General features: G+C 39.5%; 12 protein-coding genes and 1 pseudogene. All 13 read right to left on the reverse strand.

Going from position 1 to position 13,298, the window contains the following annotated elements:
- Nucleotides 1-92: 92 nt before the first annotated feature.
- Complete coding sequence (locus DXC10_RS14265) at nucleotides 93-1,535, reverse strand: hypothetical protein (protein WP_117738155.1); 1,443 nt, start codon at nucleotides 1,533-1,535, stop codon at nucleotides 93-95.
- 4 nt (nucleotides 1,536-1,539) lie between these two features.
- The gene (locus DXC10_RS14270) at nucleotides 1,540-2,847 is read right to left on the reverse strand and encodes a lipopolysaccharide biosynthesis protein (protein WP_158557868.1); all 1,308 of its coding nucleotides are present in this window, start codon (nucleotides 2,845-2,847) and stop codon (nucleotides 1,540-1,542) included.
- Nucleotides 2,822-3,847: a hypothetical protein gene (locus tag DXC10_RS14275; RefSeq protein ID WP_117738159.1), complete on the reverse strand. Its 1,026-nt coding sequence runs from the start codon at nucleotides 3,845-3,847 to the stop codon at nucleotides 2,822-2,824. The genes DXC10_RS14270 and DXC10_RS14275 overlap by 26 nt, the downstream gene beginning before the upstream one ends.
- 16 nt (nucleotides 3,848-3,863) lie before the next feature.
- The gene (gene pseI, locus DXC10_RS14280) at nucleotides 3,864-4,877 is read right to left on the reverse strand and encodes a pseudaminic acid synthase (protein ID WP_117738161.1); all 1,014 of its coding nucleotides are present in this window, start codon (nucleotides 4,875-4,877) and stop codon (nucleotides 3,864-3,866) included.
- A gap of 252 nt (nucleotides 4,878-5,129) precedes the next feature.
- Complete coding sequence (locus tag DXC10_RS14290) at nucleotides 5,130-5,642, reverse strand: GNAT family N-acetyltransferase (RefSeq protein WP_158557870.1); 513 nt, start codon at nucleotides 5,640-5,642, stop codon at nucleotides 5,130-5,132.
- 1 nt (nucleotide 5,643) lies between these two features.
- Complete coding sequence (pseG, locus tag DXC10_RS14295) at nucleotides 5,644-6,597, reverse strand: UDP-2,4-diacetamido-2,4,6-trideoxy-beta-L-altropyranose hydrolase (RefSeq protein WP_117738168.1); 954 nt, start codon at nucleotides 6,595-6,597, stop codon at nucleotides 5,644-5,646.
- A 6-nt stretch (nucleotides 6,598-6,603) separates the two neighbouring features.
- The gene (locus tag DXC10_RS16435; RefSeq protein ID WP_117879027.1) at nucleotides 6,604-7,911 is read right to left on the reverse strand and encodes an aminotransferase class III-fold pyridoxal phosphate-dependent enzyme; all 1,308 of its coding nucleotides are present in this window, start codon (nucleotides 7,909-7,911) and stop codon (nucleotides 6,604-6,606) included.
- A gap of 12 nt (nucleotides 7,912-7,923) precedes the next feature.
- Nucleotides 7,924-8,703: a cytidylyltransferase domain-containing protein gene (locus DXC10_RS16440; protein ID WP_199601602.1), complete on the reverse strand. Its 780-nt coding sequence runs from the start codon at nucleotides 8,701-8,703 to the stop codon at nucleotides 7,924-7,926.
- A 1-nt stretch (nucleotide 8,704) separates the two neighbouring features.
- Entirely contained in the window at nucleotides 8,705-9,541 is an 837-nt protein-coding gene (locus DXC10_RS14305; protein WP_117738170.1) for an aldo/keto reductase, read from the reverse strand.
- Entirely contained in the window at nucleotides 9,542-10,702 is a 1,161-nt protein-coding gene (pseC, locus tag DXC10_RS14310; RefSeq protein ID WP_117738172.1) for a UDP-4-amino-4,6-dideoxy-N-acetyl-beta-L-altrosamine transaminase, read from the reverse strand. It lies immediately after the preceding gene.
- Between the two features lie 17 nt (nucleotides 10,703-10,719).
- Nucleotides 10,720-11,742: a UDP-N-acetylglucosamine 4,6-dehydratase (inverting) gene (gene pseB, locus DXC10_RS14315; RefSeq protein ID WP_117738174.1), complete on the reverse strand. Its 1,023-nt coding sequence runs from the start codon at nucleotides 11,740-11,742 to the stop codon at nucleotides 10,720-10,722.
- Nucleotides 11,743-11,911: 169 nt separating this feature from the next.
- Nucleotides 11,912-13,024, reverse strand: a complete 1,113-nt coding sequence (gmd, locus tag DXC10_RS14320) for a GDP-mannose 4,6-dehydratase (protein WP_117738176.1) — start codon at nucleotides 13,022-13,024, stop codon at nucleotides 11,912-11,914.
- Between the two features lie 199 nt (nucleotides 13,025-13,223).
- Nucleotides 13,224-13,298: pseudogene (locus DXC10_RS16590) on the reverse strand (transcriptional regulator); the annotation flags it as partial.

Consider the following 13,298-nt stretch of genomic DNA (forward strand, 5'->3'; position numbering starts at 1 on the left):
TGCTATCCAAAAAAAGAGGAAGTGAAAGAGATATTTTCCTCGATCTTTGTAATAAAGAAAGCAACCTATTAGAAACAACAATATACTGTATATTAGAGACATGTTGTTAGAATTTCTTTAAAACGTATTCGTAATTGCTCAAAATTATTAATTCCAAAATTATATAGCGCAAAATTATCTGTATTATAGTCACACTCCTCTGCCCTCCCAATAAAAGCATCCCAATCTAAGGATTTCGAAATCGAAGGATGGTTAGTAATGATTATATTGCTGGTACTATTATCAAAATTATAAATTTCTTTTGGATCTTCGCTACATATGACTACAATACGTTTGTTATAACGAAGGCCGATATAAAGTGCATCTTCAGAAAATGAAACAATCGTTTTGGCCGATTTAACGTCATCTGTTAAAGTTGTTCCGTTTGAAACTGTTGCACCACCAATAAAAGGCGACAAGTATGTTTCATCATCAATTCTCGAAGCTGGTCTATATCTAACCAATACTTTGTGACGTAAGAAATCAAATCCCTTGAGAAATATAGTTTGGAGCATCTTATTCTCAGCACTGTATGTATCAGTCATAAGGAACAGAATGTCAAAAGAAGATTCTACTTTATCTATATTTGATTTATCTATAAATGATTGTAATGGTGCTCCAAGATACTCTATTCTCGATTTATACTTATTGTTTTGATCTATTATATCTTTTTCGCGAGGAGAACAACACAAGGAAATATCACAACACGGATTACAATAAGCCGGTTGATATGTAAAGAACGATCCATGCTGTAGGTGAATAGTCTTATCTTGAGGTCTCTGTTTATGAATAACATCATTAAATGTTATATACTTTAGTTCAAAACAAAAATCCATCAACCATATCTTAGAAGTCTGAGATGTAACCATTCTCTTAAGCAAACGAGTCATTGATTGTCTGTACAGAACAGAAACAATTACTATTCCAGGCAACTTACACGTATTACTATTAAAATAATGATCCAATTCTTTTGAACATTTACGTAACTGGTGCGAGTCGGCTAACATCTTAACAGCTAAATCAATGGTATCACTTAATCGAAAACAATCCAAATATACTGACTCATTTCGTGAATTATAGTAGTCAATTTGCTTCTGAAGCGATTGAAAATGAAAGTGAGGATGATAACAAATGTCGATGTCCATATCACATAAATCTCTCAGCCTCTTCATTCTCATAACATTATCAGCAAAAGGCAATGCAATAATACCAGAATCAAAAGAAGTATTGGCTAATGCAATCGATTTCTTAATCTTTTGTGTCTTGATTACAGACAAGAAGGCTCCACCCAAGATGATGAATACTTTTAGGAAGTAAGACGATACTCGAGACCACTTTGAAGTAACAAAAGTAAGAGTATCCATCACTCTATATTCATAAACTATACGATCTACATAAGAAAATAAATATTTCTCATCCAAATGAAAGTACTTTTCATTCAATCTGTACTTATCTATTAATGACCTTACAAAGATGTAATCTTTGTCGTTCTTCATATAATTATTCTGTTATTGTTAAATTCTTGTATAATTCTTTTTGAGCTATATACCTTATCATAATCAATATCACTCCTTGTGATATACAGTATACAAGACAGGTAAGATATATTGAATACCTAGTAAGCCATAAAGATAATAAAAAGTGAAAAATCGATGATCCAAATGTGATATACATTATCTGTTTAGTTTTCTTATAGAAAAACAGGTAATTTGTATATAACAGGTACTGGCAGAAAAAATATGTATAAACTGCCAATATTGGGAAATATGGCATCGCGTCTGCATAATTGGGTAGTATTAATGGTATCGTTGGCATACAGACAACAACTACAATAAGTGACGCAACCAAATACACTATGGATAACTTCTTACGTTGAGAGCTAATGATTCGTTTTTTTTCTTCAGTAGAAAAACTATTATCTCCAAGTACTTTATAAATTTCTATACTATTAGTTTGGTTAAAGCCTAGTCCAATTGTCATAATTATATTGGCAAGATTCATTGCAAAAGAGAACAAACCCACCTCTTCGATACTAAAGTTTGCATTGATTATATATCTGTCAAGTCCCTGTCGTATGAAAGCCACTGCGTTATGTGGGATTAACGGTATCCCGTACAAAAGAATCATCTTAGTATAAGCCCAATCGAATCGTTCAATTAGCTTTCTTAAATACAATAGTCCTATAAAACCAAACAATGAAAAGCATATAACTTGTGCATAAATTCGACCTTCCCAACCGAGCAAACAGTACTTTACTAAAATGATTGATAAAACAAAATTAAGTATTGCATTACCACAACTAAAGATACCATACATTTTTATCTTTTCTTGTAGTCTGAAAAGGTCGAGATTAAGGTTGGTATATAAAGTAAAGAAAGCAATTAGTAACAGCAACCACAACATATTTAATGGCAAATTAAGTAATAAACTACTTTCTTTGCCAAATACGATTAGGATAAGCGCTACTACAGAGCAAAAGACAATCGATAACCAAAATATTGCTGTTGATGATTTTGTTAATCCTTCTTTTCCATCTCTGAAGAATGCAACAGAAAAGTAACCCTCTGAAGACATAGCAACAAAGTAGCCAACCACCATCGCAACTGTTGAAAACAATCCAAGGTAGCCATACTCTGCAGGTGCAATAAAGTTTGCCAATATCAGCAAGAGGAGAAATACCAATCCTTTATTGATAAATGAGAACAGAGAGAATAAAGTTCCTTTGAGGAGTGATTTGTTGAGCAATAGTTTATTGTTTTCTTTAATTATTATAAACCAATAATTAGAAGTTATTGATAATCGTTTCATAAATGCATGTGTGCGACCTGTCGTACGACTCAGCATAATATACTACATACACCTTTTGATTGTGGACAATAATGCCAGGATAACCTATGTTTCCGTATTCCCCTAATGCAAAGTAATTCAAGATAGGTACCACCTTATCTGCCTGTTTATCGTACAAGAATGTTGACATACCATACATACTTCTTCCTGTAATGTATATATTACCATCTTTCGTGAAAGACTCTGGAGACTCTATCATCGTATCAAGTTCCTTAACCTCCCAACTAATAAAAGGCGCACGTGATCTCGCAACGAATGCTTTACTTTTAGGAGTATCATTTCTGATAAAGCAATAAAGGTTCTCTCCATCAAATTCTAAGCTGGTTTCATTGCCTGCTTGTGGAATTAATGATATTAACGAAAAATGGACACCATCTTTTGACTTCATCAAAACAGGCAATTCTTTTTCTTTATACGCGACTCCATAGTATGATTCTTTATGTTTCGAAATTTTCCAAAGCCAAAAGGGAGAGTAATCTCCCATATCAACAGATTTATTACTATATATATACAATCTTCCATCGTTTTCATGAAGTACAAAAACACCTGTTTTTTTATCAGGTTCGGGTGTAAAGTAACTATACCTACCATAGTACACATGGAGCGTATCTCCAGTTGGATCAACACAGAAACATGGATCTCTCAAATCCCATTTGTCATCTTTGAGTTCAATCTCTTTATACCAGTTTTCACAATCATCAGAACTTAGTATGACAATATATCCATTTTTGCTGTAATCATGATATGGTGCATGATCTTCTCCCTGACGAAAGGCTGTATAGAATTTATCCTTAAATTGTACTATATCACAAAAAGCCACATATTTAGGAGAATCCTCATATATTATAGTAAATGCAGGAAACAAGCTTGTACTGACACAAGGTACATCGCCTTCATGGCTGCAAGAGTAGAGTAATAGTATAGCAAAGAAAACTATACGCTTAATAAACCATTGTATCATGATTGCTAATCCTTTCTTACTTTTGTATATACTCCAACTTCATTCTCTCGCCCTTCTCCAAATCACGATTAACTTTCTTACCTAAACAGTCGTTGAGGTATTTGGGATGAAGACCATATCCTGGACGAACGGAACGGACATTCAATTCGGTAATGATATCACCAGTCTTCATGTCTTCTGCTACATAGAGTGAGCGGGAGAACTGGCGGCCTTTGATCTGGGAAGGATCAGTTGGGTAGTCAACAACACCCAGAGCCTTCTCTACATTACGGATACTAGTAACCATTGCCTTAAACTCTTCAACAGTCATTGAGAAAGCTGCATCCGGACCTCCAATGGCTCGATCAAGGATGAAGTGCTTCTCGACCATTTCGGCTCCAAGAGCTACTGCTGCAAGAGGCACATCAGAGCCCATAGTGTGGTCAGAGAGGCCTACTTTAACATCAAAACGTTCCTTCATATCAAGCATAGTGCGAAGGTTAACATTCTCCATTGGAGCCGGATAAGCTGATACACAACGAAGGAGAGTAATATCGTGATTGCCTGCTTCGTGACAAACTTTGATAGCAAGCCCAATGTCCTCCATCGTGGCTACTCCGGTAGATATAACCATTGGCTTACCTTTACTTGCAGCATAACGGATGAGATTGACATCGGTTATCTCGAAACTTGCAATTTTCATAATAGGATTACCACACTCCTCAAGAAAGTCAACGGCTGTATTGTCGAATGGTGTAGAGAAACAAACAAGTCCGCATTTCTTTGCCTCGTCGAAGATAGCCTTATGCCACTCCCATGGGGTGTAGGCTTGCTTATAGAGATCATAATACGTAGTGTCGTCCCAAAGGGTTCCGCCATCCACTATAAAGTCTTTCTTTTTGCAATCAAGCGTAAGTGTATCTGCTGTATAAGTTTGAATCTTTACAGCATCTACGCCAGCTTCAGCAATGGCCCTAACAGAAGTCAGTGCGGTCTCGAGTTTATGTCCGTGATTTGCTGATAGTTCAGCTACAATAAATGTCTTACCCATATTATATTGTTTTTAATATCTGCCCTTCTTTAATTGTACCTACGTATTCATAATCTTCCAAGACGATGGCACCATTCTGTGTTTTGACGATAGGCTTGCTATCTATTACAGCAAGGGCACTAACAATGTTTATAACTTTATCGCGAAGCCTCTGTAACACTATGTATCCAAGATTTCCTGATACACACAAGTAATAAGTGTAGTTCTGTATAATAATTGTCTTTCAGATTACTGCAGAACGCTTATTGCCTATTATACATTAAGAGTTTTTGGATTTACCTCATAGTAATTATACTCAGAATCACTCTCATACAGCCTAAACCCGAGTTTTAGATTTAGGCGATTGTTGCGTTCGTTGAATTTCTTTACTTTTTCGATAATTCGTTGCAGTAATCCTTGTTTGAAAAGATAGTCTATAAACTCATATTTCATCAGAGTACCATAGCCGTGTCCTTGTTCAGAAGGGAAAATATATTGGCCGGACTCTGCAGTTTTTTCAATACCGCTATTTATAACACACTGATTACCAATTAGTTTACCCCCTATAATTTCATAAACACCATAGTAAGCCTTTTCGCTATTCTGCAACAGCGAAGTGACAAACTTCTGATGCCCTTCAAACGGAAACGGTTCGGGATTGTCCATATACATTCTAATCCCAGGATCATTACGCATCTGCCAAATAGTTTTGTGCTCACTATCAGACAAGAGTGTATAACTCTTGAAACAAAAATGTTCCGTATGTATGATTGATGGATAAGCCATACTATAGTTGTTTGAATATCTCAATATATTTTGAGACGATATTTGTGAAAGCCACTTGTACATACAATGAACTTTCAGAAAGTTGGTCTATGATACTAGAATGAATATTCTCTGCTATATTGCCCAATCCCAAAATAAAACCATTGCGGCTCCATTCATCGTGATAAGGCTGTTGGTTACTTACAAAGAAACCTGCTGCAACCTTACAGCGGCAGGCTAACGCTTCAATACAGACAGAACTTGATGGCAAAATAGCGTATTGCGCTTTACACATAACGTCAGCCATCTCCTCGGCGGTCAAGTTCTTCTCAATAGTTGCCTTTGGGTAATTCTTGAGGTTTTCTATATACTTATAAGCATCACCAATGACAACAGTGATACTGTCAACACGAGGATCATCATGGATTGCCTGCAATGCTTTTTCCGTCAAGTTAAGATAATCTGTTCCTCCAAATGAAATAAACCAACTATTGGGATTTTTAACGGTACTTGAAGCTTGGATAAAAGGTTTGCGAAGTAGAGCATAGTCGAGACCAAGGCAGAGGCGTGTATATGGTTCTATATCAAATAGTTTCTTATCTGTCAAGCCGTGGTTGATTACTACATCTGCATAATAATGCTTGTCGTGCATATCATCAATACAAACAAGTTTACATCCTTTCTCCTTGATCTGTTTCTGGTACTCTGAGGTATAAAAATAGTTATCAAGTACAACGAATTCTTCGCCTTTAAGACAGTCTATGAATTCTTCAAACTTGCTATCGTCGGATGGTAAAGCTACGAGAGGACATACTTCCTCAGCCTCCCTCTGCTGATATTCAGAGGGAGACTGAGTGAAGAATGTACAATCAAAATCGTCTCGGAGCATGTCAGCAAGTGCAAGGGTACGGATGAAATGTCCGTAACCTATCTGTGCGCCTGCGTCTGCCCGAAAGAAGATTTTCCGTCTAGTCATTTGGACTTAGTTAAGTCGCTTAAAACCGGCTTGACATACAGGGCCTTCAAGAGCCTCCATTACATTTTTGCCATCTTCAAAGTCGCGAATATCTGCAAAAACAGGATCAAGAGCCTCGAAATAGCCATCGAGTATTTCCTGCGTATGAGCAAGTGAAGTGTACATGAGCGTTCCTGCAAGGTAACCCTTCTTAAGCATCTCCTGGGTCACATAAGTCTTGTATGCAAGAGCATTAGGAGAGTCGAATGTGTAACCGGCAAGTGCAGGAATACCCCATTGGTTTATCTTCAAACCATACTTGTCAGCTAGTGTCTGCCAACGTTTCTTATTCTGAAGCCCCTTTGCGGTTATCTGTTCCCAAGACTTTTCCTTCTCCATTACATCGAGTGCTGCAAGTGCTGCGGTAGGTCCAATACGGTCGGTCCAGAAGGTAGAACTAATCCAAGAACCTTGAGCTGCATCCATTATTTCTTTCTTTCCAAGAACTGCAGCAATAACGTATCCGTTACCCATAGTCTTAGAATAGATGGTCATATCTGGATAAATACCATATTTCTTGTGGAGTCCACCAAATGTCTCTCGGAAACCTGAAGTACACTCATCGAAAATGAGTATTACCCCATATTTGTTGCAAAGATTGCGAATATGTTCAAGATAGCCCTCAGCAGGACCGAAATTACGGCAAACCTCCATCTTGACAGCTGCAAGATCAGGCGTATTGCGGATTATTTTCTCAATCTCTTCAAAGTCGTTATAGTGGAAAGGAATAGATGAACCACGGAGTCCCTTAGGAACGCCTGCTGTAGGAATACCAGGGAGAAGGTGTCCCGCAAGAGCATCGTTCTCGCCAAGGTTTACAGATACATACCAGTCGTGCCAACCGTGGTAGCCACAGATTGCCACCTTATCCTTACCAGTATAGGCACGTGCAATACGTACACACATAGAGTTGGCTTCGCCACCACCACGGGTGTATCGTACACCACCAGCCCATGGATTCATCTTGATGAGTCGTTCTGCAAGATAAACTTCTTCAGGACAGTTGAAAGTGGTAAGGTTACCGTCACGAACAACCTTCATCACAGCTTCATCAACCTCCTCACGAGCATATCCAAGTGTATTGGTACCCACACCCATAAGACCGCAGTCGATATACTCACGGCCGTCAAGATCCCATACGCGGCATCCCTTTGACTTGCTATAATATGCCGGCCAATTCTCGGGCAATAACTGCTCAGGTCTTTTTGATAACAACGATGTTCCTCCGGGGATCAACGTTTTTGCTTTTTTGTAAAGCTCTTGTCCTTTACCCATTGTATTGAATATTTATTTGTTAATTACAGAATCGTTTGCAATTGATTTGGCGTAGCCCTCATTGTTCGAGAACCTGCTATTGATTGCATAGACTTCCTTATGTTCAAGGAGGTAGTCAATATAAGTCTTCCAGTCCTTGTCTATACCGAGATTCTCAATAAGAGTCTTTATTACCTCAAAATCTTCTGGCTCATCTATAGTAATACGATAGTCATCTGCATTGAAATTGCCAGCCGGATTCGGATAATTATAGGTCTTGAAAATGTTACCTCCGTTAGCAGTTCCGTTCTTCCAGATATAAGGAGTGACGTGCTCGCGCTCAGATTTCAAATCAGCCTCTTTATACGCCTTCTCAATAGCAGAAAATTTCATAACTTCCGTATCGAGACCATCAGGGAAACTTTTTGCATCAGTATGCACATAATCATATTCTGGATGTTCGAGTGCGAATGCAACTACGGCATCAATAATATTTGGATCAATCAAAGGACAGTCTGAAGTAAGCCTAATCACATAATCAGGCTTTTCTGATACTGTCGTTCCGTAAAAACGTGAAAGTACATCGTCAACAGAACCTTTGAAGTAATCAACACCAATCTTGTTGGCAACCTCCACAATGTATTTAGAGCCTTCTTCGTCAGTGGTGGCAATCTTGAGTTTGCTAACCGTTTTTGACTGAAGGATGCGTTTGAGATGAATTTCGAGAAGCGTCTGTCCGTTCACCTCCTTAAGGATCTTTGCAGGTAGACGGGTAGACCCATAACGTGCCTGGGTAATAGCTAAAATTTTCATATTATTTCCAATTAATTGGTTTTAATAATTCTGTATTTTCAACCTTTATATCAAGATTAATTTCTACATCCTTTACAGAAGCAAAATTCTGAAGAAGCTGTTCTTTGTTGTCCACTCCTATCAATACGCCATCTATATATGGATTATGGAGGTTGTAGTTAAGAGCAAGGTCTCCTACAGAGATACCTTTGCTTGCCGCATATTCATCGAGCTGAATGAGATACTTCTTGAGCGGTTGAAGTTTCTCAGGAAGTGTTTCCCTATCCTTGAAGAAAAGTCCCTGGAGGAAGGTACTGCGGACATGTATCTCCACATCCATTTCCTTAAGTTGCTTGAAGTATGGTTCAAACTGACGGTCGAAGATATTATAGGGTACCTGAATGAGCGAGAAAGGAATGCCATCGTTGAGAATCAAATCAAGTTCCCAAGGCTCATAGAGAGAGAAACCAATGCGATCTACCTTACCTTCTTTCTGAAGCTGAACGAAGTCATTCCAGACGGACTTGTCTTCGCAATAGACTTCAAAATGATGAAGAAGATACCCATAAAAGTGATTTGTACCAAGAAGCTTCAAAGAATTGTTGAAAGTCTCGGCAACCGACTTATCGCACTTGGGATACTTACTGACAATCTTGAAAGATTCGCCAGCTTCTACATTACCCAGGACTTCTTCTGCATTGCCATAGGCCGAGGAAGTATCCAAAATCAAGATACCTCCCGCCTTGGCATTGTTTAGTATATCTGATACTTGTTTTATTGAAGGACGACCAGCGGAATTTATTCCGTATTGGAGTCCAAACTGAACGGTACCGAGGACAAGTTTACTTGAAATACTCATTTACTTGCAAATAAACTTTTTAACCTTACTGATTACATACTGCTGCTGCTCTTCCGTGAGAGTTGGGAACATAGGCAAAGCAAGGCAATGCTTGTAATAGTCCTCAACGACTGGCAGGTCACCCTCCTTGTTGCCAAACTGCCTGTAGTACGGCATGAGATTAAGTGGATAATAGAGTACCTGCGCGAAGATATTGTTCTCACGAAGAAAGTTATAGAGACCGAGGCGGTCTTCCACCTGAATGACATAGAGGTGATAAGCATGATAAATATCAGAAGCCTCGTATGGAGTCTTGATTCCTGGGATGTTTGCGAATGCCTTATTGTACTTACTGACAAGTTCACGACGGATTTCTACATTTTTGCGTGCACGCTTGAGTTGTGAGGTTCCGAGAGCAGCCTGAATATCAGTGATACGATAGTTGTATCCGAGTTCCTGCATTTCGTAGTACCAAAGACCATCTTCGCGCTGGAGCTTATCTGCATCGTGGGTAATACCATGAGTACGATAGAGAGCCATCTTCTTGTAGTATTCCTTGTTCTGGGTACAAGCCATACCGCCCTCACCGGTAGTGATATGCTTAACTGGATGGAAAGAAAAGACAGTTATGTCGGAATATTTACCACATCCGCAATATACCTTCTCGCCAGTAGAGTCAATAAAGTATGCTCCAGGAGCATGACAAGCATCTTCGAGTATCCACATGCCGTATTCATCAGCTACCTTACGGTACTCCTCCATATTGTGAGGATAACCGGCAAAATCCACGAGTACCATACCTTTGTAAGTACCCTTAGGAACAGCAGAAAGAGTCTCCTTAAGCTTATTGATATCAAGGAGATAAGTCTCATGATCGATATCAACGAACTTAACATTGCCGCCACAAAAGCGGATGCAGTTGGCAGAAGAAGCAAAGGTCATAGGAGTGCAGATGACATTATCACCCTCCTTAATGCCCAATGCCATGGCAGCAATGTGAAGAGCAGCAGTAGCATTGCAAACTGCTACAGAATACTTTGCGTTTACATATTCACAGAAAGCCTGTTCAAACTCTGGAATTTTAGGTCCACAGGTCAAGTAGTCAGACTTAAGTGTCTCTACTACTGCCTGTATATCTTCGTCAGAGATATACTGACGACCGTATGAGATTGGCAATTTCATTGTTTCTCCTCCTCTGATTACTTAGCCTCAAAATTTGGATCTACGTACTTCTTGATGTTCTCTCGCATGGTCTCAGGAGTTTCCCACTCATCGTTGATGTCAGAACTGTAGTGAAATCCAAAAGGAACCATCTTGGCATGGTGATGCTTGAGGTAGTCCTCTCGAGCCCAACAATAAGATACTGAAGGAAGGATTGCATAGTAACGACCGAGGTCAATTGTATCAAGAGCATCGGTTACAGTAATCATCTCCTCATGAAGCTTTTCTCCTGGACGGATACCTACTTCAACCTGTTTCATATTTGGAGCAATGGCAGTAGCAACATCGCAGATCTTATAAGAAGGAATCTTAGGTATGAAGATTTCACCACCAAGGTGGTTTTTGAGAGCGAACATAACAAGAGCTACACCATCTTCAAGGGAGATATTGAAACGAGTCATGCGCATATCGGTGATAGGCAAGAACTCAGCACCTTCATCACGCTTCTTGATGAAGAATGGAATAACAGAGCCACGAGAACCCATTACGTTTCCATAACGAACTACAGAGAAACGAATATTCTTGCTGCCCTTAATGTTATTGGCTGCTGTGAAGAGCTTATCAGAAGTGAGTTTGGTTGCGCCATAAAGGTTGATAGGAGCACAAGCCTTGTCTGTAGAGAGTGCCACAACATCCTTTACTCCTTGAATCATAGCCGCATCAATCACGTTCATTGCACCATGGACGTTGGTCTTGATACACTCCTCCGGGTTGTACTCTGCGGTATCTACCTGCTTGATAGCAGCCGCATGGATGATAACGTCAACACCCTCGCAAGCACGAATGAGACGATCCTTATCACGTACATCACCTATAAAATAACGAAGCTGAGGGAAATCCTTCTCCGACCAAATCTGCTTCATGTTGAATTGCTTCAGTTCGCCACGAGAGTAGATAATAATCTTCTTCACATCAGGATAATCACGAAGGATAACCTCTACAAACTTCTTACCGAATGAGCCTGAGCCACCGGTGATTAATACGACTTTACCGTTTAGCATAATTAATGATCTATATCAATTTATTAAATTTTTAATTGTAATTCTCGGAAGTATAGTTTTGTCAAAATATTAATTTGTAAACTGTCAACTTAGTTATTCTTGAGCACATGATAATATCAAAGTATAAGCATTAGCTCCACCTGTGCGTTCTCTTATTCATTGTACATGCTTACTTCACAATACCTTTCTCTAAATATTCAGCGAGATTCGTACGTACCTCAGATGCTACTGTATCGGCCTTGACTTTCTGCATGTCGTGTGTTACCATAATACGCACGAGATCCTCGAATGAGGTGGACTGTGGATTCCAACCAAGCTCTATCTTTGCTTTGCTTGGGTCACCCCACAGATTTACTACGTCCGTTGGACGATAGAAATCTTCGGATACCTTGACGAGAGTTTTACCGATGAGTCTAGCAGGTCCTGCTACGCAAACGCCTGTTTCGTTGATACCTTCTCCGTGGAACTCCAAAGTAATTCCTGCATAGTGAAATGCGAGTCCGGTAAACTCACGTACGCTATGTTGCACTCCAGTGGCGATGACAAAATCTTCGGGAATATCGTGTTGAAGAATGAGCCACATACACTCTACATAGTCTTTGGCATAACCCCAGTCTCGAAGGGAGTCAAGATTACCGAGGTAGAGACAATCCTGCTTACCCTGGGCAATACGCGCCGCTGCAAGGGTGATCTTACGGGTTACGAAGGTCTCGCCACGACGTTCAGATTCGTGATTAAAAAGGATACCTGAACAGCAGAACATGTTGTATGCTTCACGATACTCCTTGATAATCCAATAGCCGTAGAGCTTGGCCACTGCGTATGGACTGTAAGGATGAAAGGGGGTATTCTCGTTCTGAGGAACTTCCTCTACCTTACCATAAAGCTCAGAAGTCGATGCCTGATAAATTTTGCAAGTCCTCTCCAAATGGTTAGTGCGTACGGCCTCAAGGATGCGGAGGACACCTACGGCGTCAACATCAGCTGTGAATTCCGGTGCATCAAAGCTGACCTGTACGTGACTCTGAGCTGCTAGATTGTATATTTCGGTAGGCTGCACCTTGCCGACAAGTTTAACGAGTGACATGGAGTCACTCATGTCAGCATAATGAAGGTGGAAATTAGGAGTGCCTTCGAGATGTGCAATACGCTCACGGAAATCGACTGAACTGCGACGGATGATACCATGTACCTCGTAACCCTTCTCAAGAAGGAACTCGGAGAGGTAGCTACCATCCTGACCGGTAACACCGGTAATTAATGCTATATTTTTACTTTCCATAACTATGACTAATTTCTGTTATTTTAGACAGTGTTGACACCATTATCTTAAAATGTAAAGCGTGTGTTCTTTACGCCTTTTAGAAAAGAAGCTTTGCTACCCTACAATACCTCGAGAATATCACAGATAAAATGATGTACTCACAAGCATAGTGAAAAAGGAATTTTTCTTCCAAAAGAAGACTTGTTTGTTATTTTTCCTATTCGTCAACATATTCCCATGGATAAGGATTATCCACCACATTCTCAAACTCCTCGATGGCCTCCTGCTGTTC

Origin of the sequence: Bacteroides sp. OM08-11 (assembly GCF_003438665.1) — a bacterium.
GTDB classification, from domain to species: Bacteria; Bacteroidota; Bacteroidia; order Bacteroidales; family Bacteroidaceae; genus Bacteroides; species Bacteroides cutis.